This is a genomic window from Microbulbifer elongatus, assembly GCF_021165935.1.
Lineage (GTDB): Bacteria > Pseudomonadota > Gammaproteobacteria > Pseudomonadales > Cellvibrionaceae > Microbulbifer > Microbulbifer elongatus.
This window is the reverse complement of sequence record NZ_CP088953.1, coordinates 335,774-360,072: the sequence shown is the minus strand read 5'-3', so window position 1 is coordinate 360,072 and position 24,299 is coordinate 335,774. Positions and strand designations below refer to the sequence as shown.

Genomic DNA, 24,299 nt, shown 5'->3' with positions numbered 1-24,299 from the left:
GTCTCTCTACCGTCATTCCCGCGAAGGCGGGAATCCAGAATTTTTTTTCGGCACCTCGGTATTCTGGACCCCCGCCTTCGCGGGGGTGACGAAAGTTAAGCAGGCTGTGCGTTTTCTTCCGCGGCGAGAATCGCCTCCAGCTGTTTCACTTCCCCAAGCACCGCACTTTTCGGAAACTTACCGCGCACAAACGCCAGCAGTTTGCGGCTGTTGTCCGTGCGGTTGAACCCGTCCATATAGATTTTCGCCAGTAACAGGTATGCGCTATCCAGACGGGTATAGTGGGGGTCTTCCTTGTGCAGGTTGTTCACCAACGCCAGTGCCGGTTTGAACTGGCGCTGGCGGTAGAGTGCCTCGGCGATCTGGTGGCGCAATAAGGACTTGTCGATGGCCGGAGCGCCGTGGGATTGCATGGTCGCCACATACAGCTCCGCGGCCTTGTGGGGCTGGTTCAGGGTAACGAACCGTTCCAGCAGGTGCGGCCCCAGTTCCCGCAGGGCCTTCTTGTCATCGGTGGCCAGCAACAGGCGGTAATAGCGTTCGTTCAGGGGGATATCGTTGGGCTGCTGGCGCAGTACGCTGACCAGCGTCTTGCGCGCCTCATCGAAGCGCCCTTCACGCAGGAAAATACTCGCATCCGCCAGCGCCTTGCGCCGGTCAAACTCCCGCTCCTCCAGATAGTCCTGGTCGTCCACCTGTGAGGTGACGCCGAGCTTTTTCTGCCGGGTCAGACAGATGTAGCCCATCATGGCACTGGTCACGATCGAGAAATAGCTGGTGGCGAAGGCCAGTAACGGCAATAGCATCCACACCGGCAGTTTGCCGGCGACCACCGGCAGCAGAAGGCCCGGCGCCGCCGAGACCGCACTTGTGGACAACCACAGCAGCCAGTAGGGCCAGCCGATAATCAGGGTGAAATGCAGCAGCTTGAGGGGGTTTACTGCCGCCCGCAGGCTGTGTTCCAGCGCCAGCACGATCATCGCCGCCGGGCCCAGCAGCGACAGCGCGATGGAGTAGGCCTGGGTGGCGCCCTCGCCAAAGGTGCTCATTACCAGCGCACCGCCGCCACCGGCGACCAGTATCATGCCGATCACACGGGCAAAGACCGCGGCGCTGCGCCCGTCCTGGGCGTCGCCGAAGGTTGGGGCGTTCAGGTCGCCGCTGGCCAGTTTCTCGATCACCAGCAGGTTGTAGCGGATCACCACCGCCAGCATGGCCACCAGTACAAAGATGGAGAGCCATCCAAGTCCGCTGATGGCCAGCGCCGCCACTGCACAGATGGCGGAAACGGTCAGGGGACCGGGGCTGATAGCGTAGCGAAAGTAGAAGGGGGCCATCTGCCAGAACGGCTTGGCCTTGTTGCTGGCGCCGACATTTTCCAGCCGGTTGTTGCACAGAATGCATTTGGGGGTGGATTGATAATAGTTATCCACAGATCCGGGAACGCAGTCCCCGCAGTACTCCTTACTGCATCCAGTGCAGTGCCAGACGGCATCGGCGCTGGAGTGGTAGTGGCAGGCATCGGCCATAAGTCACATCCTTGTCGTTATTTTTAACCCCTGAAGTGTATCGGCAGTGTCCCGGGGCGCGCAAACCTTTGGCCCTTGCAGGCTGCTAGAATGACCCAATACAGTGTCACAGACACAGGCAGCCATTAGGCTACCCATCATTCTATTTCTCGAAATCAAGCAAGGTGTGAAGATGACAACGGCGATGCAGGTAAAGCTGGAAACAACTGCGGCGGCAGAGCACTGGGGGAAAAATGCACTGCTGAGCTTTGCGGAATCCGAAGCGCGTATTCATGCCACCGACGCAACCGGCGGTCTTCTGGTGGCAGTACAGCGCGCTGCGCGCCGTCTGGATGGTATGGGCATCACCGACATCACTCTTGCCGGTGACAACTGGGATCTGGAGAGCCGCTGGGCATTCTGGGCGGGTTACTACAATCCCAACCGCAAAAGCACACTGGACTGGGGGCTGGCGGAGGGCGCGGAGCGCGAGGAACTGGAAGCGCGCAAGGCGGCCGGGTTATGGGTGCGCGAGATCACCAACGGCTCCCCGGAAAACATCTTTCCCCGCGCCCTGGCGGAAAGTGCTGCTGACATGCTGCAGAAGCTCGCGCCGGATGCGGTGAGCTACCGCATCGTCGACGGTGACGCGCTGCTGGATGAAGGCTTTATGGGCATCTACAACGTAGGTCGTGGCAGTGAGCGGGGCGGTGCCATGCTGCAGCTGGACTACAACCCCACCGGAAAAAGCGATGCTGCGGTGGATATCTGCCTGGTGGGTAAGGGTATTACCTTCGACTCCGGTGGCTACAGTATCAAGCCGTCGGCGGGCATGGCGCATATGAAATCCGATATGGGCGGCGCGGCCATGGTGAGCGGCGGCCTGGCACTGGCTATCGCCCGAGGATTACAGAAGCGCGTCAAGCTGTACCTGTGTTGTGCGGAGAACCTGATCTCCGGAACCGCTTTCAAACTGGGTGATGTGATCACCTACAGAAATGGTGTGACCGCGGAAATTCTGAATACCGATGCGGAAGGGCGCCTGGTGCTGGCGGACGGTCTGCTGGAGGCCAGTGACCAGAACCCGCAGTATATTCTCGACGCAGCAACCCTGACCGGTGCCGCGAAAATGGCAGTCGGGCGGGACTACAACTCGGTACTGAGCCTGGAAGATGCCATGGCGGACAAGGTGCTGAGTGCAGCAAAAGCAGAAAATGAAAAAGCCTGGCGCCTGCCGCTGGAAAAATTTCATCTGGAGCAGATCCCTTCAGGGTTTGCAGAAATTGCCAACGTCGGAATGGATGGTACCCCGGGCGCATCCACTGCTGCGGCGTTTCTCGCGAAATTCGTACGTGATGAAGGGCGCGGCTGGGTGCATATGGATCTTTCCGGCTCCTACCTTCCCGGTGCCAACGATCAGTGGGCGCAAGGTGCCAAGGGGCACGGTTTCCGCACGATTGCCCGTTTCCTGCAGGACAGTTAACGCTGCCTGATTTTTTTACGGTTATAGCCCCCATTTTCAAGGAGTCCGCCGCATGGAAGAGTATCAGGTCATGATCCAGTCGCGAGAGTGGCTGGTTGGCTGGGGAACGCTGTCTCTGATTAATGCGGGGCTTGCCCAGGGAAAAAATCGCAGTGGGCTTTTCTGGTGGATAATCAGTTTGCTGTTCGGTCCACTGGCTACGTTGATTATTGTACTGCTGAGTAAAGCACCCGAACGTTCCTGACACGCAGTGGTGCCCGCAGGCATCCATTGCCGTCGCCACGGTGCATGGAAACCGAACAAAAATTCGATACGTCGTTTTTACCGGTCATTCGTTCAATACCGTAAAAACCTGATAAAAAAGGCACGAGACTCGTGCCTTTTTTATTTCTACGACCCGGGGCTGATGCAAAATTGGCAGACTTAATGCAACAATTTAGTCGGACCTGGTTCTCACTGAAGGGAGATAATCTAAATCGCTTGCTGATTTCGGGATAATTTTTATTATCATCCTGTTGTCTCACCGTGTATGTAGCAAGCATGTGGGGACGTAAATAATAACAATCAATATACATGGAGGTATAAATGCGCGTACTGCTACTGTGCAGTGCTTTCAATGGTTTGAGTCAGCGCGTGCACCGCGAACTGTCTCGATCCGGGTGTGAACTGTTGGTGCAACTAGCGACCAGTGACGCCGAGATGGAAGCAGCGGTCGAGCGCTTTCGTCCGAATTTGATCATCTGTCCGTTTTTAAAACATAAAATTCCCGATGCGATATGGCAGCAGCTGCCCTGTCTGGTGGTGCATCCCGGCATCGAAGGCGATCGCGGGCCTTCGTCGCTGGACTGGGCCATCCATCAGGAGCAGCCCCGCTGGGGTGTCACCCTGCTGCAGGCCAATGACACCATGGATGCCGGGGATATCTGGGGTACACAAAACTTTCCACTGCGTCCGGGCGCGTCCAAATCCAGCCTTTATCGCCGCGAAGTTACCACCACCGCGGTGGCACTGGTAAAGCAGGCGATCCAGTCTTTTATGGAGAATGATTTCGTGCCGCGCCCGCTGGATGAAGCCCGTGCGCCCGGTTGTCTGTTACCTACCATGACGCAGAAGGACCGCGCCATCGACTGGCAGCAGGACACCACCGCGGTCGTGCTGAAAAAACTGCGTGCCGCGGATAGCCTGCCCGGTATTCGGGAAGAAATCGGCGGGGTCACCGTTAACCTGTTCGGCGGCGTGGCGGCGCAGGAATTTACCGGCACACCGGGGGCGTATCTGGTCAGTGCCGGTGGCCGCATCTGTCGGGCAACGGTAGATGGTGCGGTGTGGCTTTCTCACGCCAAAGTCGCCGGTAGCTTCAAATTACCGGCGGCAGACGTGATTCCGCCATTGCTGGATTACCCGGTGGATGCGCTTCCGGAAGCACCGCCTGCGGTGCAGGATATCTGGGTCGAGTACACCGATAATGTGGCCTATCTATTCTGGTCCTTTCACGGCGGTGCCATGTCCACCGGGCAGTGCAAAGCGTTGCTGGCTCAGTACCGCGAGCTGGCGGCTTCCGATGTGAAGGTGATTGTGCTTATGGGCGGGGATGAGTTCTGGAGCAATGGTATCCACCTCAATACCATTGAAGCGGCGGATGACCCGGCCGAGGAGTCCTGGGAAAACATTAACGCCATCGATGATTTTGTTGCAGAGGTGATCCATACCCAGGACAAGATCACGGTTTCTGCGGTGCGCTCCAATGCCGGTGCTGGCGGGGCCATGATGGCGCTGGCGTCAGACCTGGTCATCGTGCGCGATGGGGTTGTGATCAACCCCCATTATCAGACCATGGGCCTATACGGTTCCGAGTACTGGACCTACCTGTTGCCGCGCCGGTTGGGTGGCGAGATGGCGAAGCGCTACACCACCTCCTGTATGCCGGTGCTTGCCTCGGAGGCGCTGGAGGACGGTTATGCCGATCTGCTGTTTTCGGAAGATCCGGAGGCCTTTAACCGTGAGTTGCGGGATTACTGCACGGCTCTGGCCGCACCGGAAAGCGTCAGTCTGTTGTTGACGGAGAAACAGGAGCGTCGCGCCGAGGATGAGCGTATCAAGCCCCTGGCAGCCTATCGTCGTGAGGAGCTGGAGATTATGCGGCGCACTTTCTTTGATCCGCAGGCAGAATATCACCGCGCGCGTAAAGCCTTTGTGTACAAGCAGTGTCCCAAGTGCACGCCTGCCTATCTGCAGTCGGCGCTGGTGGATTTTCCAAAGGAGGTGGAAACGGCCTGATTACTGCCGTTTGACCATCGGTGGCCACAAAAAACCGGCATCGGATGCCGGTTTTTTGTGGCGGACTGGATGGCATCACACCACCGCGCCGATATGCCAGGGGGCAAATTCATTGTCGCCGTAGTCCAGCCTTTCACTGGCACTCTGCTCGCCGGAAGCGATCGCCAGAACATGCTGAAATATCATCTCGCCGCACTCGGCGACGGTGAACCGTTTATCCAGTATTCCGCCGCAGTCGATATCCATATCTTCTCGCATACGCTCAAACAGGTTCGAATTGCTCGCCAGCTTGATACTCGGCACCGGTTTGCCACCAAATGCCGAGCCGCGCCCGGTGGTGAAGCATACGATGTTCGCCCCACTCGCCACCTGCCCGGTGACGGATACCGGGTCGAACCCCGGGCTGTCCATAAACACCAGCCCTTTTTCGCGCACCTGCTCACCATACAGGTAAACGTCCTGCAGTGCGGTAGTGCCGCCTTTTGCCTGTGCGCCGAGGGATTTTTCGGCAATCGTCGTCAGGCCACCGGCTTTGTTTCCCGGGGATGGGTTATTGTTCAGCTCGACACCGTTAATCCTGGTGTAATGCTCCCACCAGGTAATCCGGTCGACCAGCTTCTGTGCGACCTCAGGCGAGCAGGCTCGGCGAGTCAGTAAGTGTTCTGCCCCAAAAATCTCCGGGGTTTCTGAATAGATCACGGTGCCCCCCTGGCGCACCAGAATATCTGCAGCAGCGCCGAGACCGGCGTTGGCGGTAATACCGGAATAAGCATCACTGCCGCCACACTGCACCGCCAGGGTCAGTTCGGATGCCGGGATGACCTCGCGCTCGCAGGCATTGGCAGCCGGCAGCATTTCAGTCAGGCGCTCGATGCCAGACTCGATCGCCGCGCGAGTCCCCCCCTGTTGCTGGATCGTCATTATCTGGAAGTTGTCGCCTTCCCGAAGACCGGTTTCGCGCATCAGGCTACCGATCTGCATGGCCTCGCAACCCAGGCCAACCAGCAGAACGCCGGCAAAATTCGGGTGTGCGATATAGCCGTGGAGGGTGCGCAGTAAGGTCTGGTAGCCTTCGCCGGTCGTGGACATACCGCAGCCACTGTCGTGGCCCAGAGCAACAACACCGTCCACGTTGGGGAAATCACGCAGCTTGCCACTATCGCGAAAATGCGCGGCGATTGCCCGGGACACCGTCACCGAACAATTTACCGTGGAAACCACGGCGAGATAATTGCGGGTGCCGGCTTTGCCTGTGGGGCGCCGATATCCCATAAATGTGGCACGCAGCTCTGGCGCGACGTATTCCGTCGGCACATAGTCCCGGCAGAAGTCGTGCTCCACCTGATGGTCGCCCGCCTGCATATTGAATTCGTGCACGTGGGTGCCGGGAGCAATGTCCTCCCGCGCAAAGCCGATAACCTGGCCGTACTTGATCACGGGCTGGCCCGCTGCAATCGGGTGCACGCAGACCTTGTGCATCGCGGGTACATCGGTCACCAGCGGCATCAGACTGCCGTGCCAGTTGACCAGCGTGCCGGCGGGCAGAGGGGCCTTGCTGACGGCGACGTTATCGTCGGTATGTATATGAATGAGATCCATCTTGTCCTGACTCCGCTGAAAAGGACTTGCGGTCAGTTGTCGTTATGATTGGTTGCAATCTAACACTATATTGGTAAGGCCGCAATCGGAAGGGTAGACCAATTTGGTAAGACTGTATTGGCTATTTCTGTATTGTGGTGGTTAAACCCCATCTGCTAGAATCCGTGCAATATTTCCCCAACTTATATATATGCACCGGTTCACACGAAACTTGCCGGAAAATGCGGCTTGGGAGCCGGACGAGCGGTGCGGTAGCGGGGGCGGATGGGTCAGGCAGGTTTGTCTGAAAGTGACCCAATCGGGATTACCATTACCTAGCGGTTGGGAGTCGGCTGGCGGCCGCGCGAGCGGAGTGCGGCATGGGCCGCGCCGGCGGTGCACCGAAATAGGTGTACCCGGAGCGCAACACCAACAAAAACAGATGCAGCAAAATTTGCAGGAGTGAAGTTCAATGCAGGGTGCCAGACTTTATCAACAGGTGGCCGAAAAACTGGCCGCTGCCATTGCCGCCGGTGACTACCCGGCCGGTACCCGTCTGCCCGCAGAGCGCAAACTGGCCGAACGTTTTGAGGTCAGCCGCCCCACCGTGCGCGAGGCGATCATTGCGCTGGAGCTGGCAGGCTGTGTGGAAGTGAAAGGTGGCTCCGGGGTCTACGTGACCGACTCCGAAGCCAGCGCCTTTTCCGCCGGGGAGAGCGATATCGGTGCATTCGAGATCCTGTAGGCACGCATGATGTTTGAGGGCGAGGCCGCGGGCCTGGCTGCGCGCGAAATGACCGACGATGAGGTGCAGCAGCTGGAGTCCATCCTGGAAGAAATGGTCGCGGAGAATGCGACGGAATCCAGTGCGGAAGTCGCGGATGAAAAGTTTCACCTGCATATCGCCCAATGCACCCACAACGACGCGGTGGTGTCGGTTTGTGAGCACCTGTGGAAGCTGCGCAACAGTTCATCGGTTTCCGCCCGCATTCTGGAAAAGGTGCGTCAGGCCGGGTCCAAGCCCCGTATTGAAGAGCACCGCCGGATTCTGGATGCGATCAAGAGCCGCGACCCGGACGGCGCGCGCAATGCCATGCGCGATCACCTTCAGCGGGTCGTGCAGCAGTTGCTCGATGCCACGGAAGCCGAGGCACTGGAGCAGGCGCGCCGTGAAATGAGCGCCGCGCGTCAGCGTTTTGCGCTGCCCTAGGACTCAATCCCGCCTCCCCGAAAAGCCGGCCCTGTGCCGGCTTTTTTGTGCCTGCTATCTCGGCCGCGATCCAGGAGTTTTGTCGCGAACCGGACAGGCGGATTCACGATCGGCGTGACCGCATGGTTATTGTCCTGGTTAAATTGGTATGACATTATTGAGCCGACTTTGAAACTGGTCTTGCCATTTGTGTGACCTGTCAGCGATGAACACTAGTCCTACGCCTGTAAAAGAATAAGTCCCGGGAGGTATTTATGACCGGACTCAACCGCCGAGTCTTCCTGCAATCACTGGCCGCCGCTGCCGCGCTACCCGCTGTGCCGGGGCTGCTGCCCCAGGCCGTCGCCATGAGCCGCCCGCCACGGGCCGAATATGCCGGCCCCTGGGCTCGGGTGCCGAAGATTCTGTCCGATATCCAGCTGCCGGTGATTCCCGCGCGCGATTTCAATCTGCGCGACCTGGGCGCGCAAGGCGAGGGTGAAGATGCCTCCGAAGCTTTTGCCGCAGCGGTGGAGGCAAGCCGCAAGGCCGGTGGCGGGCGCATTGTGGTGCCGGCGGGCAAATATCGTACTGGCCCCATTCATCTGGCTTCCAATACCGAGCTGCACCTGCAGGAAGGTGCGGAGATTCACTTTATCCCCGAACCCGAACGCTATCTGCCCGCGGTAAAAACCCGCTGGGAGGGCATGGAGATGATGGGGTACTCCCCGCTGATCTACGCCCATCGGTGCGAGAATATCGCCCTGACCGGTAAGGGGCTGATCGACGGCGGTGCCGACTGCCACACCTGGTGGCCCTGGAAGGGGAAAAATACCAAGTGCGACAACAGCACCAATGAAGGTGATACCTAGCACGGCCCCCGTGATGCATTGATGAAAGATGTCGAGGCCGGTGTGCCGGTGGCCGAGCGCCTCTACGCCGAAGGCTCCTTCCTGCGCCCGCCCCTGGTGCAGTTCTACGAGTGCGATAACGTGCTGATCGAAGGTGTGACCCTGGAGAACTCTCCGTTCTGGGTAATCCACCCGGTGCTGTGCAACAGTCTCACCGTGCGCGGTGTGACCACGAGAAGCCATGGGCCAAACTCCGATGGCTGCGACCCGGAATCCTGCCGCAATGTGCTGATTGAAGGCTGCCTGTTCGATAACGGCGATGACTGTATTGCGATCAAGTCCGGTCGCAATGCGGATGGCCGTCGCGTCAATGTGCCGACCGAGAATGTGGTGGTGCGGAACTGTCAGATGCGCGATGGTCACGGTGGCCTGGTGCTGGGCAGCGAAATCTCTGGCGGCGTGCGCAACGTCTTTCTGGAAGACTGTGTGATGAGCAGCCCGCACCTGGAGCGGGGGCTGCGGATCAAGACCAACTCCGTGCGCGGTGGCGAGATTCACGATATCTACGTACGGAATCTGACCATTGGGGAGGTAAAAGACGTCATCGTCATCAACTTCTACTACGAAGAAGGCGACAAGGGCGACTTTGACCCCACTGTTTACAACATTCAGGTGGAAAACCTGGTGTGCAAGAAAGCCAGGCGTGCCTTCCAGATCCGCGGCTTCGAGCGCGCCCCGATTCGCGATCTGCGAATTTCCAACAGCCGCATTGAGCACGCGGATTCCATTGGTGTAATCGAAGAAGTGACTGGCCTGACCGTGAGTCAATTATCGATCAATGGTCAGCTATTCCAGCCCGGCTGACCTCTCAGCCATCTAACGCAAATGCAACCACGTTGAGCCCGACAGCGCGCTCTCCCGCGCGCTGGATTAAGCCGGGCTGGCGCGATATTCTTCCTAATCGGCCGTAAAGCAATCAAAAAAAGTAAAAAATTGGTCAGCCAAAAGTTGATAGTTGGTAATCCGTGTGCGACTATCGACCTGCATTGATAATAAGCGGTATTACCAAAAAGGTTTTACCAGAATAACGACGACAAGCGGAGATGAGAGTCATGAAGACCTTTGAGCTGAAACCACTCACTCTTGCAATGGCCATGATTGCGGTGCCGGCCTTTGCACAAGCCCAAGACAGCCAAATTGGCGATGCAGCCCTGGAAGAGATCACGGTAACTGGTAGTTACCGTGCCAGCCTCGCAAAAGCCCTCGACCAGAAACGCGATGCTGTAGGCAGCAAAGACACCATTCTGGCGGAAGATATCGCCGATTTCCCCGACCTCAACCTGGCGGAATCCCTGCAGCGTATTCCGGGTGTCGCCATTACCCGTGATGCCGGTGAAGGCCGTAACATTGCCGTTCGTGGCCTGGGTTCCCAATTCACTCGTGTGCGCATCAACGGTCTGGAAGCGATTTCCACTACCGGCGGTGCCGATTCCTCCGGCGGCGCGAACCGCGATCGCACCTTTGACTTCAACACCTTTGCTTCCGAGCTGTTCTCCAATCTGACCGTTCATAAAACCATGGCGGCAGACCTCGACGAGGGTTCCCTGGGTGCAACCGTTGACCTGGGTACCGGCCGACCGCTGGACATGGCTGATGAGTTTACTTTCGCGGCCAACATGCAGTACGGCTATAACAGCCAGTCACAGGAAGCGAATCCGCGTACCTCCTTCCTGGTAGGCGGCAAGAACGAAGCCGAGACGTTCGGCTGGATGGCTTCTTACTCCTACTCCGATCGCAATATTCTGGAGGAAGGTTTCTCCACAGTGCGCTGGACTGCCAGTGAAGAAATTGCCAATTGCTCTGCCTGTGCGGATGACAGTGAGCTGGCAGCACTGAACGAAGGTTTCTTCCCGTGTATTCCGCGCTACGGCAAGTTTACCCACGAGCAGGAGCGCCAGGGCTTTACCGGTACTCTGCAGTTCCGTCCCACCGAAAGCACCGAAATTCTGGTTGATTATCTGACCTCTCGGTTCGACGCTACTCGTGAAGAAGAGTTTGTATCTGTTAGCTTGAAGGATGGCGGCAACTACCCGGAATACGATGTGACGGATTACACCATGGACAGTAATGGCACCATTACTTCCATGACGGTAGATAATTACGATCTACGTGTTGAGCACCGTTTCGATGAGTTGGAAACCAAATTCGACCAGGTATCAATCCGTGCATCTCACGAGTTTACCGATCGTCTGCGCGGTGATGTCCTTTGGGGTACATCCGAGTCCAACTACAGCAACCCGATGCAGACCACTGCCATCGTTGATGCAATCAATGTGCAGAACAGTTTTACCTACAACGCCACCACCTCCGGCGGCAGCATTGATTTTGCGGACTTCGATACTTCCGACCCGTCCAATTTTGACTTCGTTGAATTGCGTCATCGTCCAAACACTGTGGATAACAGCTTTGACACCGCGGCGTTCAATCTGGAGTTTGATCTGAACGACACCATGACGCTGAAAGGTGGCGTGTCTCAGAAAAGCTTTGAGTTCGATGTGGCTGAAATGCGCTCTGGTCCGAAGTTCAGCGGTATTTCCGCAACTGAACTCGCGGGCAGCACAACCAGTATGAAGGGTATTAGCTGGTTCTCCCCCGATGTGCATTCCACCCTGGCCACTTATGCTGACGAAGTTGCGGCCGGTATGGCACCGCGTGCGCAAGATATCCGTAACGTGAAAGAAGATAGCCTTGGCTACTTTGTGCAGTTGGATTGGAGTTCCGAAGTTGCGGGTCTGCCGCTGCGCGGTAATGTGGGTGTGCGTCAGGTAACGACTGAAGTTGAATCCGCAGGTCTCGCCGACATCGGTGGCAACCTGGTTGGCGTCACTGCCGAAAACAAGTATGACGATACCCTGCCATCTCTGAACCTAGCGCTGGACGTCCATGAAGACATGGTCGTGCGCTTGTCCGTGGCCGACGTCATGGCGCGTCCGTCTCTGGGGTCGCTGACTCCAGGCGGTAAAATTGATCAGTTTAACGGCAGCATCAGCTACGGTAACCCGAAACTGGATCCGTTCCGTGCCCGGGCTTATGACGTGTCTTACGAGTGGTACTTCTCTGATGAGGCGGTATTCGCAGCAGCCTATTTCTATAAGGATATCGATTCCTTCATTACCCGTCAGACCGACTCCGGTATTTCCTGGGCTGAAACTGGCCTGGACGCGTCTGCGCTTGCCGATGAGGGTAGTTACGACGAAACCAGTATCTGGGATGTTTCTCGTAACGTAAACGGTGAAGGTGGTGAGCTGAGCGGTATCGAGCTGCAGTATCAGCAGATGTTCTTCGACAACTACGGCCTCATTCTGAACTACACCTATGTAGATTCCGAGATGAATTACGGCACCAAAGAAAACCCGATGTACGACGTGTTGACCGGTATGTCCAAAAATACCTACAACGCCACCGTGTACTACGAAAACGAAGATTGGAGCGCACGTGTTTCCTACGCGAAGCGTAGTGACTACCTGACTCAATCTCCGGCGGCTGTGCGTAACGGTAATGACACCGAGTACACCGAAGGTACTGGCAACATCGACTTCGTAGCCAGCTACGACGTGAACGACAACTGGAAGCTGAGCTTCGAAGGTATCAACCTGACCAACGAAGCCAACCGTCAGATGATCGACAGCTCCGGTCGTATCGTGGTTGACCACACTACCGGTCGTCAGTACTACGTAGGTGCTCAGTACAAGTTCTAATCCAAACTTTTAATTAAAAGTAACGATTAAGAGCTCGATGCAGTACTGAATAGAGCGGCCGGGTGCAGGGATTCTGCCGGTGGAAACACCGGTGTTGAGAATTCGAAGTCGCACCCGGCCGTTTTTCGATTTACCGCCGTTCTTTTTTCGAATGGCAAACAACAGAATAAAACCCGAATTTGTGGAGATGTCTGTGAAACTGTTTGATCCGTCCCAAAGCAAGCGGGGTCTGAATGCCCTTGCGTTCGCGCTCACCGCGGCGACCCTGACTGCCTGTGGCGAAAAGGCCGCGCAGTCCCCGGAAGAGGCTGCGGCTCCGGCTGCAGAAAAGCCCAGCGCTATCGCCCACCTGGAACTATCCAATCCGTCCGATTTCCCGCGCCTGGACGAAGCGGTTTACCTCAGCTTCTACGAACTCGGATTGAAAGCCGGTTTTGCCTCCCCGATTGCAGTGTGGAACCAGGCTGAACAGATTCCCGTGCAGACCATCGACAAAGATGCCGATGGCAGCAAAGACGGCATCCTCTTCACTGTAGATGTTGCCGTCGATGAAACTCTGAAACTGCGTATCGCCGAAGCCGATGCGCCGTTAGAAGGCGAGAAACGCACCCAGGCCGAAATCTCCCACAAGGTGGGTGGAGAATGGGTTGAGCGTGAATACAAGGGCGGCAGCTTCCAGAACGTAAGCTCCCTCGATGTGCCTGAAGAGCACACCGACCACTCCTACTTTATCCGCTACGAAGGTCCCGGTATTGAATCCGACTTGGTGGGTTACCGCGTGTACCTCGACTGGCGCAACGGCTTTGATATTTTCGGCAAAAAAGTGCAGACCCCGGTGCTGCAGGGGGTAGGACAGGACGGATTTGATTCCTACCACGAACCGGCCGACTGGGGCATGGACGTACTGAAAGTAGGCAGCTCCGTTGGCGTTGGTGGCTACGGCTACTGGGACGGCGAAAAAGTGATTCGCGTAAGCGATGTACAGGATTGGCAAGTAGACATCGCCGAAAACGGCGAGCTCTACTCCTCGTTCAAGGTGCAGTACAAAGGCTGGAAGCCCGTTGCCGACCTGCAGACCGACCTGACTGCCGTACTGTCCATGCACGCCGGCAGCCGCCTGGTGGAAGTGAATGCAAAAACCAGCGAAGAGCTGGATAACCTGGTGGCCGGTATCGTGAATCACGAGGGCACCGAGTTGATCTTGGGCGATACCGATATTACCGGCCACGCCTATACCTATTTCGGCACCTACGGCCCGCAGAGCCTGGATGGCGCCAACCTGGGTATGGCGGTGATTGCCAAGAACAAGGTGATCAAGGAAACCACCACCGACGAGCACAACCAGGTGGCGATCCTGAAGCCGGCAGACAAAGAAGTGCAGTACTACTTCGTGGCGGCCTGGGCCAACGAAAGCAAAAGTGAGCACGGCCCTATCACCACCAAGGCCGAGTTTGAAACTTACCTGAAGCAGGAAGCGGAAAAACTCACCATGCCGCTGCGTCAGCGCCTGACCACTGCGGCAAGTGTTGCCGAAACCGACAAGCCGCTGACCGCAGAGGTTGCGCTGGAATGGAGCAAAAAGCTGGCGGACTCCGAGCTTGAGCGCAAAACCCTGGATTACCGCTTCGGTGGTTATGACCACATCCGCAAGCGCCCGTCCTATTTCGAGTACACCACCGGTATGGTGCTGCAGGCCTACGACGAACTGAATATGGTCGCACCGGAAGCGCGCTACGCGGATGCAGTGCAGACCGTGATGGGTTCCTTCGTCAACGAAGATGGCAGCATCAACGGTTACGTGCAGGAAAAATACAATATCGACAGCATCCGCGCCGGCACCATGCTGCTGCGCATGTACGAGCGCAACCAGGATCCGGCCTACAAAAAAGCCGTGGATACCCTGTTTGAGCAACTGGAACAACACCCGCGCACCAGCGCCGGTGCCTTCTGGCACAAGAAAATCTACCCGTATCAGGTATGGCTGGATGGCGTTTACATGGGCATTCCGTTCCTGGCCCAATACGAACAGCTGATGCACGAAGAACCCGATGTGGAAGAAGTGCTGGCGGAGTTCAAACTGGTGAACGAAATCCTGAAAGACCCGGAAACCGGCCTCTTCTACCACGCCTGGGACGAAAAGCGTCAGCAGGTCTGGGCAGACAAGGAAACCGGTCTCTCCGGCTACCACTGGGCCCGCGGTATGGGCTGGCTGGCCATGGCGCTGGTGGATGTACTGGACTTTATTCCCGAAGAGAACACCGAAGAGCGTCAGTACCTGCTGAGCATGATCGCCGAAATTGCACCGGTGATCGAAAAATACCAGGACGCGGAAACCGGTACCTGGTGGCAGATCATCGACAAGCCGGGCAAGCGTGGGAACTACCTGGAATCCACCGCCAGCACCATGTTCACCTACTTCTACGCCAAAGCGCTGAACCAGGGTTACCTGCCGAAAGAGAAGTACCTGGCCACCGCGAAAAAAGCTTACCAGGGCCTGCTGGATGAGTTCGTACAGGTACACGCCGACGGCACCATCAGCATCACCGATATGTGCCAGGTGGCGGGCCTCGGCTTTGGCCGCGACGGCAGCTACGAGTACTACATGAGCGAGCCAATTTATGACGACGACCCCAAAGGCACCGCGCCGTTTATCACTTCCGGCGTCGAGATGTACAAGCTGTTGGAATCTGAATCTTAATTAACCCATAACGATTGGGTGCTATTAAATGGCACCGTGGCGGCACTGCTGTCCGGTCCCCTTTCGCGAGACACGCCGTGAACCCATCCCTGGGGGCTCTTCTAAAACGTCCCTGTTTTAGAAGGTCTCGCGAAAGGGGCCCGGCCATCAGCGCCTTCGCATTTGACTCCTGTGACCAATGGGATCGTTGAAGTACTACTGGGAATGAACATGACAACTCTATTTGAAGAGCGCTACGCCAGTCACCCGAGTGACTATGTGAAGTACGATACCGACCGCCTGCGCAAAGAGTTTCTGGTACCGAAACTTTTCGAGGCGGATACGGTGCGCCTTACCTACACCCATGTAGATCGCATGATCGTTGGCGGCATCATGCCGGTGGAGAAAACTGTACAACTGGAAACCGTCGAGGAACTGCGCTCCGAGTATTTCCTAGAGCGCCGCGAGATTGGATTCATCAATATTGGTGGCGCCGGGACCGTGGAGGTCGATGGCACGGTACACGAGATCGGTCACAAGGAAGCGCTCTACGTGGGGCGTGGTTCCGTCGAAGTGAAACTGAATAGTGCGGACAAATCCAATCCGGCTAAGTTCTACCTGAACTCCGCGCCGGCACACCGTGCCTACCCAACGGTGAAAGTCAGCAAGGCCGACGCGAATGTTATGGAGCGGGGCGCCAGTGAAACCTGCAACCAGCGTGTGATCAACCAGCTGCTGGTACACGGTGTTATCGAGACCTGCCAATTGCAGATGGGGATGACCGAGCTGGCGCCGGGCAGTGTCTGGAATACCATGCCGGCCCATACCCACAGCCGCCGCATGGAAGCCTACATGTATTTCAATGTGCCGGAAGATCAAGCGGTATGCCATTTTATGGGCCCGCCCCGGCAGACCCGTACCATCTGGATGCACAATGAGCAGGCGGTGATCTCTCCTACCTGGTCACTGCACTCCGGCGTAGGTACCGCCAACTACACCTTTATCTGGGGGATGGCGGGTGAAAACCTGGATTACGACGATATGGATTTTGTGCAGCCCCACGAGTTGCGTTGATCCTTTTCCTAACTGGATCCCGGATCAAGTCCGGGATGACGAAGAATTATTCTTAGCGTCATACCGGCGAAGGCCGGTATCCAGAAATTACCGAACATCCGTAGGGTAGATAAGCGCGGCGCATCTACCAAAAGAATTGGAGTTAAAGAATGTCAAAGTCACTGTTTGACTTAACCGGAAAACTCGCCCTGGTAACCGGCGCTACCCACGGCCTCGGCATGGCGATGGCGGAAGGCCTCGGCAACGCGGGTGCCAAACTGGTGATCACCGGTCACTCCTCCCAGGAAAAGCTCGACGGCGCCGTCGCGCAACTGCGTGAAAAAGGCTACGACGCCCACGGCTACCTGTTCAACGTCACCAACGAAGACGAAGTGAACGAAATGGTGCCGGTAATCGAGCAGGAGCAGGGTTCGATCGATGTGCTGGTCAACAACGCCGGTATTATCCGCCGCGTACCGCTGCTGGAAATGGAACTGTCCGAGTGGAACAAAGTTCTGGAAACCAACCTGACCGGCGTGATGGTAATGAGCCGCCCGGTGGTGCGCCGTATGATCGAGCGCGGCGCGGGCAAGATCATCAACATCTGCTCCATGATGAGCGAGCTGGGTCGCGACAGCGTTTCCGCTTACGCAGCCTCCAAGGGCGGCCTGAAAATGCTGACCCAGAATATGGCGACCGAGTGGGCGCGTCACAATATCCAGGTGAACGGTATTGGCCCGGGCTACTTCGCCACCAGCCAGACCGCGCCGATCCGTGTGGACGGCCACCCGTTCAACGATTTCATTATTGGCCGTACCCCGGCAGGCCGCTGGGGTAACCCGGAAGACCTGCAGGGCGCCGCGGTGTTCCTGTCCAGTGACGCGAGCAACTTCGTCAACGGTCAGGTGGTTTACGTGGATGGGGGTATCCTGGCAACAATAGGTAAACCGTCGAACGAGTGATGGTTTTTTATTTCGGATGGCATAAAAAATCCCGCAGCACAGGCTGCGGGATTGAAACGACAAACGTTTGATTCCCTAAGGAAAGGCCGACATCACTGTTCACTAAGCGTGAACAGCCGCCGGCAGATAGATCACAAAAAACTTACCGTCTTACAGGCTTGCGAACGCTTCTTCCACACAGGTCAGTGTGCCCTGTGCATCCAGTTTGTTCAGCCAGTCCACCACCGCCTCCTGCAGCGATGCGCTCTGCTTCAGGTCGTCACCGAACACCGGGGTAAATGAGAGGAAGCTTGCGGCCAGTGCTTCATTCCCTTGCGGCTTGTACTGATCGCAGATAGCTTTCAATTCCTCCGCCAGCGGGTCGGAAACCTCAATAGTATTGCCTTTCTCGTCCACCGCGGCTACGTAACGGATCCAGTTGGCCAGCGCAAAGCTCAGCACTTCGATAGACCCATTGATCGCCCCGTTGTTCGCCAGCTGGTGGCGCAGGGTGCCGAGCCAGCGCTGCGGAATTTTCTGCGAACCGTCCATGGCGATCTGCCAGGTGCGGTGGCGCAGAGCGCGGTTCTCGAAGCGCTCGATCAGTTGTGCCTGGTAAGCGGCAATATCAAACTCGGCGGGCACGTCGATAGAGGTAGTGGCCTCGGACTGCATAAAGTGCAGCGCCAGCTTGTTGAAGGCCGGTACCGCCATCACGTCTGCCACTGTCTCGCAGCCCGCCAGATAGCCGCTGTAGGCCAGCAGGGAGTGGCTGCCGTTCAGCAGACGCAGCTTGATCAGCTCGTAGACTTCCACATCGTCTACAAAGGTCGCCCCGGCCTTGTCCCACTCCGGGCGGCCGCGCAGGAAATTGTCTTCCACAACCCACTGGGCGAAGGGCTCCGCCATCACCGCCGCCTCGTCGCGGCAGCCGATCAGCGCTTCCAGCTCTGCGCGATCCGCGTCGGTCGTCGCAGGCACGATGCGGTCCACCATGGTGGACGGCGTCGTGGTGTTTTCCGCAATCCACGCCGCCAGTTCGCTGTCGACTTTCTCCGCGAACTGACCCAGTACGTTGCCCAGCAGCTTGCCGTTGGACGGCAGGTTGTCACAGGTCAGCACGGTAAAGCCCGGCAGACCGCGCTCTTTGCGCAGGGCCAGGGCGCCGACGATGTAACCCAGAGCAGACTTGGGCTGTGAAGGATTCGCCAGATCGTGAATCACATCCGGGTGCTGCGGGTTCAGGTCACCGCTTGCCGGATCGTGGCAGTAGCCTTTCTCGGTGATGGTCAGGGAAACGATACGCACGCTTTCCTGGGCCAGCAGCTCGAGTAATTGCTGCGGGCTTTCCGGGCCCACCAGCACATCACTCACCGCACCGACGATCTGCACCTTGGTGCCCGCGTTGGATTTCTCCACCACGGAATAGAGGCCGTTCTGCGGCACCAGCTGATCGCGTACACCGGCGGAGCGCAGGCTCGCGCCCACAATGCCCCAGTCCTTTTCCCCGGCGGCAATTCGGTTTTCCGTGAACCACGCCTGGTGCGCGCGGTGGAAAGCGCCGATGCCCAGGTGCACGATGCCGGTGGTGACTTCGTTGCGGTCGTAGGCCGGCTTGATCACCTCGGCGGGGAGGTTTTCCAGAAGTTTGTTGTTGAGTCTTTCTTGGCTCATAAATTCTCTACTCGGTTGAGCGAATGTGAATTCGCTTACGAAGTATTGGGCTCTAACGTTAAGCGGGAGTGCCGGGGATCTGTTTTCAGAAGCGTCGCAAACAGGATGTTTGCGCCGCAGCGCCCAGGGATGGGTTCACAGCGGTTCTGAAAACAGATACCCGGTGCTCCGGCGCCACAAAGGCAGACCAGAGCACCACCAAGCTACAGAGTTCAGAGCTTGTAAGCTTTCTTCGCCAGGTTGTAGGCGAGGTCCGCAGCCAGTTCGAAGGCTTCGTCTTCCTGCAGGCGGTGGTCGCTGACCAGTTGCGCCAGCCATACACAATCCATGCGGCGCGCCACATCGTGACGGGCTGGGATGGACAGGAACGCGCGGGTGTCATCGTTAAAGCCCACGGTATTGTAGAAACCGGCAGTCTCGGTCACCTGCTCGCGGAAGCGTCGCATACCTTCCGGGCTGTCGTGGAACCACCAGCTCGGGCCCAGTTTCAGCGCTGGGTAGTGGCCCGCCAGCGGCGCCAGTTCGCGGCTGTAGCTGGTCTCGTCCAGGGTGAACAGAATAATGCTCAGCTCCGGCTCGTTGCCCACTGCTTCCAGCAGCGGTTGCAGTGCGCTGACGTACTCGGTCGGGGACGGAATATCGCAGCCTTTGTCGCGGCCGAAGCGCTCGAACACCACCTTGTTGTGATTGCGCAAAGAGCCCGGGTGAATCTGCATCACCAGGCCATCCTCGATACTCATGCGCGCCATCTCGGTCAGCATCTGGCCGCGGAACAGCTCCGCATCTGCCGCACTGCCATTACCGGTAACTACCTTCAGGAACAGCGCCTCGGCTTCCGCCGCAGACAGGTTCGCGGTGGTCGCAGTGGGGTGGCCGTGGTCGGTAGAGGTCGCGCCCATCTTTTTGAAGAATTCGCGCCGGTTGCGCAGGGCCGCCAGGTAACCGGACCAGGTGGAAGTGTCTTCACCGGTGATCTCAGCCAGCTGCGCCAGGTTATCGGTAAAGCCCTCGAAATCCGGATCCAGCACCGGGTCCGGGCGAAAGGCGGTGATCACACGACCTTTCCAGCCGCTGTCCAGAATCTTCTGGTGGTGACGCAGGTCGTCCAGCGGGGACTCAGTGGTGGCAATCACCTCGATATTGAAGCGCTCGAACAGCGCCCGCGGCAGGAACTCCGGTGTTTTCAATGCGCTGTCGATGCGGTCGTAGTACAGCTCGGCGGTGTCGCTGTTGAGCTGAACATCCAGCCCAAATACATCGTGGAAAACCGTATCCAGCCAGGTGCGCGATGGAGTGCCGCGGAACAGGTGGTAGTTGTCCGCCAGCAGTTGCCAGATCTTGCGCGGGTCCTGTTCTACCGGGGTGCCGTCCTGAGTGCGGATGCCCAGGCTCTCCAGGGGAACGCCCTGGGAGTAGAGCATGCGGAACACATAGTGATCCGGGCGGATCAGCAGGTCCGCTGGGTTGCCGAAGGGCTGGTTGTCGGCGAACCAGGACGGGTCGGTGTGACCGTGCGGGCTGATGATCGGCAGGTCTTTCACGCTCTGGTAAAGATTGCGCGCGATATCCCGGCTTACTTGGTCGGCCGGAAATAGACGGTCGGGATGCAGGATCAGAGGGCGTGTCATGTGGATGCTTCCAGATTTCGGGTTTGCCATTTGGAACCGGCGGCTCGTGTCTCTCGCGAGGTTTTCGCTTGGCTTGTCGCTAGAAAAGAAGGAGGCCGAATCCGTTTATTGTTGTGTGGTTTCACCAGCGCCGGAAACTCATTTGGGCCAGATAGAAACCTAAATGGAGCCCATAAAAGAAAAGGGCCCGGCTCACCGCGCAGCACTGGCTGCTGCGGGAGCGGGCGGTATGCGCGAAGTGTTAGCAAAGGGGTCCAAACCAGGCTCCTATACCCGATGCGCCAGGCGATGGAGAAAACCTCGATGCTCGCTACAGAACCCTGTTGTGAGCAACGATTGTTAGCATGGTGCCAAAAATTGGTTATACCAGTCAAGCATTCTGGTAAGACATTTTTGTGCTGGTTGGAATCCGATTGGTGGTTGTAGAATACAAGTCCACAACCATCAATAACTAAAAATTTGGCGCCTGTGGCGCACGGGAGAGAGAAGTGAAACTGGCAGCACTGGGAGAAGTCATGGTTGAGCTCGCACCGCAATCTGCGGTTGGCAGCGGAGACGCGAGTAAGCCGCAGTTTATGCAGCCCTTCGCTGGGGATACTTACAATACGGCGGTCTACATTGCCCGCGGTGGCGTCAACGTCAGTTATGTAACCTTGCTGGGCGACGACCCCCACAGTAAGGAAGTACTTGCCTGCCTCACGCAGGAGGGCATCGACACCAGCGCTATCCCTCAGCTCCCGGGGCGTAATCCCGGCCTGTATTTGATCCAGAACACCGCCGATGGCGAACGCTATTTTACCTACTGGCGAGGGGAGTCCCCGGCCCGCGAGCTGTTTGCGGATGCGGATCGCCGCGAAGCACTCAAGGCGCACCTGCGTCAGATGGATTGCCTGTATCTCTCCGGAATCACCCTGGCGATCATGAGCCCGGAAGCGCGTGGCGAACTGCTGGTGTTCCTGCAGGAGTACCGTGCCAATGGTGGTCGCGTTGCTTTTGACAGCAACTATCGTCCGCGCCTGTGGGCTTCTGCAGAGGTCGCGAAGATTGCGGTGATGGACTTTTTGCAACAGACCGATATGGCACTGCTGACGTTTGAAGACGAACAGGCTTTGTGGGGTGATACGCGTGTTGAGGAGTGTGTACAGCGAAACACGGCAGCTGGCGTCAGCGAGCTGATTGTCAAACGCGGAGCAGAGCCCGTTCTGATGCAGGTTAATGGCGAGCTTGACGCGATCGACGTGCCCCCGGTCAGCCGTGTGGTTGATACCACGGGTGCCGGGGATTCGTTTAATGCGGGTTATCTCGCAGCCCGACTGCAGGGCGCCACGCCGGCACAGTCGGTTGCCGCGGGCAACCAGTGCGCGGCGCGGGTGATCGGTCATCGCGGAGCTATTATTCCCCGCGCGGAGTATATGGGGCGCGCGGCTGGGGCGATGGAGCCCGGCTGAACAGCGAATAGCCCGGGCCCGAAGGCGCAAGCTGCGAATTCGGGCCGCGGTATTTCCACCGCGAGCGCAACCGCTTAGCGTTCCGGGAGTAATCAACTATCCAGTACCCGGAGTACGTCCCAACACGCGCCGATCGAGTGGTAGTCGCACTTTCCACCTGCAATAGACTTCTCGTCGGAAAGCTTTTTGTTGTCGGCAGACAGTATTCGGTACCAGGCACCATGCTTGTGATCAATCATGTTGTCCCAGCAGTACTGCCAGATTTTGTTGTACCACTCTTTATAGTGCGGATCATCGATCTGTATCTGCAGGCGTGCGGCGGCTGCGAATGTTTCCGCCTGTACCCAGAAATATTTCTCGTCATCGCAGATAGCCCCATCCGGGGAAAATCCGTAGTAAATACCACCACGTTCACTATCCCAGCTCGCGTCCAGTGCGACATCGAACAGAAATTTTGCCCGCTCCAGCATCCAGTCTTCCGGCTTGTGCTGGTGCAAAGTTAACAGCAGTTTGGTCCACTCGGTCTGATGGCCTGGCTGGAAACCCCAGGGGCGGTACAGATTTTTTGGGTCGTCTTTGTTGTACTCCCAATCAATGCGCAGGTCTTTCGTGAAATGCTCCCAGATCAGACCGTTTGATTCCTCAGCGAGATTTACTGATACGGTTTTTGCGAGACGATAGGCACGATCCAAATAGGTAGACTCACTGGTCGCCTCGAAGGCGGCTAGCAGCGCTTCGCAGCAGTGCATATTTGCGTTCTGACCACGGTAATCACTAATCCTCGACCAGTCCGGTGATGCTTCATCTGCGTACAGTCCAAACTGCTCATCCCACAGTCTTGTTTCGAGTATGTGGTAGGCTCGCTGTATGTCTTCCTGAGCGCCGCTCACCCCCGCCTGATGCGCGGCCGAAAAGCACAGAATGACAAAGGCCAGGCCATAACAGTGGTTGGTTTGATCATCCGCCTGGTGATTCTCGCGCAGCGTCCAGTTGTAGCCCTGGCGGGATGCATCCCAATGTTTTTCCCGAATGTAGTCAACGCCGTGTTGGGCCAGCTGCTGGTATTTTTGATCGCCGAACAGTTCGTAGGCTTTACAGAAATTCCATACCATCCTGCAGCTTGACACCAGGTGCCGCTGCCCAGGGTTGAATACTTCACCATCATCCTTGAAGTTCTGAAAAAAGCCGCCACTCTCGTCGAGGATATGCGGCAGATAAAAATCAAGAATCGACTGTATATGGTTACGTAAAAATTCTTTGCTAGTGAAGTCCACAATAGAATGCCTCAACTTCATCAAACGAGGGAAATGCCGGGAAGGCACCAGGGCGGGATACGGCGATAGAGCCACAATGGCTGGCAAATGCCACCAGCGCGGATAAATGATCGATCTTCCCAATGGCTGACCGATCACTTCGGCTTAACCCGAAGAGTACCGCACCAATAAAGGCATCACCGCCGCCAGTGGTGTCGACAACATTGGTATTTGGTGCCTGGATTACCCGGTGAACTCCTTCCGCATAAAGGTTGATCGGGTTGCCGCCATCCGTTACCACAATCGCCCGCACACCATTCTCAATGCAGCGTCTTAGATAGACGTCGTTATCGCCGTTACTTAGATACTGGAGCTCATCGACTGAAAACTTCACCAGCTGGCTTTGCATCACAAACTGGTTGATCAAGTCCCTATCTGCGCTACCTGACGGCCATAAATTGTGCCTGAGATTCACGTCGAAACTGATCAGGCAGTTTCTTGCGCGCGCACGCTGTAAAACTGTACGGGTAGTTTCAGTAATGCCTGGATGCGTCAGGGTATTACTGCAAAAGTGCAGGATAGGTTGCTCTGTAAACCAGTTGTCCTCAACCTGAGAGGGCTCCATTACCATATCCGCACTATTGTCCCGGTGGAATAGAAAACTGCGCTCGCCTTGCTCATCGAGAAATACGAACGCCAGTGCAGTGGGAGCAGTGGTGTGATGGTAGGTGTGCCTCGTATCTACCCCATATTGCTCGAGCGCCTGTACAAGGAACTCACCGAAAGTGTCACTTCCTACCTATCCAGAAAAGCGTGCCGCGCCTCCCAGTTTGGCAATGGCGACAGCCGCATTCGCAGGGGCACCTCCGGGGAACTGGGTGAATTGATTGAGCGCGAGTTCACCGTTTTTTTGCTTCCCCGTGTTGAGAAAGTCGATCAGTGCTTCGCCAAAGCAGAGAATGGGAATAGTCATCGAGGGGG

Annotated in this window: 17 protein-coding genes and 1 pseudogene; 12 read left to right on the top strand and 6 right to left on the bottom strand. The window is 57.2% G+C overall.

Annotated elements, in window-relative coordinates:
* Positions 1-95: 95 nt before the first annotated feature.
* On the bottom strand, positions 96-1,529 hold the full coding sequence (locus LRR79_RS01480) for a hypothetical protein (protein WP_231758669.1): 1,434 nt from the start codon (positions 1,527-1,529) through the stop codon (positions 96-98).
* A 172-nt stretch (positions 1,530-1,701) separates the two neighbouring features.
* Between LRR79_RS01480 and pepB the strand changes: the two genes are divergently transcribed.
* The 3 genes from pepB (at position 1,702) to LRR79_RS01465 (ending at position 5,268) form a co-directional block, all read left to right on the top strand.
* Positions 1,702-2,991 (top strand): aminopeptidase PepB, encoded by a 1,290-nt coding sequence (gene pepB / locus LRR79_RS01475; RefSeq protein ID WP_231758668.1) that lies wholly within the window; start codon positions 1,702-1,704, stop codon positions 2,989-2,991.
* Positions 2,992-3,043: 52 nt separating this feature from the next.
* Positions 3,044-3,235 carry a hypothetical protein gene (locus LRR79_RS01470; protein WP_043319635.1) on the top strand — a complete coding sequence of 64 codons (192 nt, stop codon included), beginning with the start codon at positions 3,044-3,046 and terminating at the stop codon, positions 3,233-3,235.
* Positions 3,236-3,576: 341 nt separating this feature from the next.
* A complete protein-coding gene (locus LRR79_RS01465) occupies positions 3,577-5,268 on the top strand; it encodes an enoyl-CoA hydratase-related protein (RefSeq protein WP_231758667.1) in 1,692 nt (563 codons plus the stop codon).
* Between the two features lie 75 nt (positions 5,269-5,343).
* On the opposite strand, the gene LRR79_RS01460 is transcribed toward LRR79_RS01465, so the two are convergent.
* A complete protein-coding gene (locus tag LRR79_RS01460) occupies positions 5,344-6,867 on the bottom strand; it encodes a UxaA family hydrolase (RefSeq protein ID WP_231758666.1) in 1,524 nt (507 codons plus the stop codon).
* Between the two features lie 451 nt (positions 6,868-7,318).
* Between LRR79_RS01460 and LRR79_RS01455 the strand changes: the two genes are divergently transcribed.
* From LRR79_RS01455 to LRR79_RS01420, 8 genes are all read left to right on the top strand, one after another.
* Positions 7,319-7,591, top strand: coding sequence for a FadR/GntR family transcriptional regulator (locus tag LRR79_RS01455; protein WP_231758665.1), 273 nt, complete (start codon positions 7,319-7,321; stop codon positions 7,589-7,591).
* A 6-nt stretch (positions 7,592-7,597) separates the two neighbouring features.
* Positions 7,598-8,056 (top strand): FadR/GntR family transcriptional regulator, encoded by a 459-nt coding sequence (locus LRR79_RS01450; protein ID WP_231758664.1) that lies wholly within the window; start codon positions 7,598-7,600, stop codon positions 8,054-8,056.
* 254 nt (positions 8,057-8,310) lie between these two features.
* Positions 8,311-8,907 carry a glycoside hydrolase family 28 protein gene (locus LRR79_RS01445; protein WP_231758663.1) on the top strand — a complete coding sequence of 199 codons (597 nt, stop codon included), beginning with the start codon at positions 8,311-8,313 and terminating at the stop codon, positions 8,905-8,907.
* A 21-nt stretch (positions 8,908-8,928) separates the two neighbouring features.
* Complete coding sequence (locus LRR79_RS01440; protein WP_231758662.1) at positions 8,929-9,750, top strand: glycoside hydrolase family 28 protein; 822 nt, start codon at positions 8,929-8,931, stop codon at positions 9,748-9,750.
* Positions 9,751-9,998: 248 nt separating this feature from the next.
* Complete coding sequence (locus LRR79_RS01435) at positions 9,999-12,644, top strand: TonB-dependent receptor (protein WP_231758661.1); 2,646 nt, start codon at positions 9,999-10,001, stop codon at positions 12,642-12,644.
* 193 nt (positions 12,645-12,837) lie between these two features.
* The gene (locus LRR79_RS01430; protein WP_231758660.1) at positions 12,838-15,342 is read left to right on the top strand and encodes a glycoside hydrolase family 88 protein; all 2,505 of its coding nucleotides are present in this window, start codon (positions 12,838-12,840) and stop codon (positions 15,340-15,342) included.
* Between the two features lie 210 nt (positions 15,343-15,552).
* The gene (gene kduI / locus LRR79_RS01425; protein WP_231758659.1) at positions 15,553-16,395 is read left to right on the top strand and encodes a 5-dehydro-4-deoxy-D-glucuronate isomerase; all 843 of its coding nucleotides are present in this window, start codon (positions 15,553-15,555) and stop codon (positions 16,393-16,395) included.
* Between the two features lie 149 nt (positions 16,396-16,544).
* Positions 16,545-17,336, top strand: a complete 792-nt coding sequence (locus tag LRR79_RS01420; RefSeq protein WP_231758658.1) for a gluconate 5-dehydrogenase — start codon at positions 16,545-16,547, stop codon at positions 17,334-17,336.
* Positions 17,337-17,486: 150 nt separating this feature from the next.
* Here LRR79_RS01420 and LRR79_RS01415 read toward each other — a convergent pair whose 3' ends face one another.
* Entirely contained in the window at positions 17,487-18,989 is a 1,503-nt protein-coding gene (locus LRR79_RS01415) for a mannitol dehydrogenase family protein (protein ID WP_231758657.1), read from the bottom strand.
* A gap of 212 nt (positions 18,990-19,201) precedes the next feature.
* Positions 19,202-20,617: a glucuronate isomerase gene (gene uxaC, locus LRR79_RS01410; protein ID WP_231758656.1), complete on the bottom strand. Its 1,416-nt coding sequence runs from the start codon at positions 20,615-20,617 to the stop codon at positions 19,202-19,204.
* A 488-nt stretch (positions 20,618-21,105) separates the two neighbouring features.
* Between uxaC and LRR79_RS01405 the strand changes: the two genes are divergently transcribed.
* Positions 21,106-22,065, top strand: a complete 960-nt coding sequence (locus LRR79_RS01405; RefSeq protein WP_231758655.1) for a sugar kinase — start codon at positions 21,106-21,108, stop codon at positions 22,063-22,065.
* A gap of 92 nt (positions 22,066-22,157) precedes the next feature.
* Here the strand turns inward: LRR79_RS01405 and LRR79_RS01400 are convergent, their stop codons facing one another.
* Entirely contained in the window at positions 22,158-23,426 is a 1,269-nt protein-coding gene (locus LRR79_RS01400) for an AGE family epimerase/isomerase (RefSeq protein ID WP_231759961.1), read from the bottom strand.
* Positions 23,326-24,291 (bottom strand): annotated as a pseudogene (locus LRR79_RS01395) (carbohydrate kinase family protein). The gene LRR79_RS01400 and the pseudogene LRR79_RS01395 overlap by 101 nt, the downstream one beginning before the upstream one ends.
* Between the last annotated feature and the right edge of the window lie 8 nt (positions 24,292-24,299).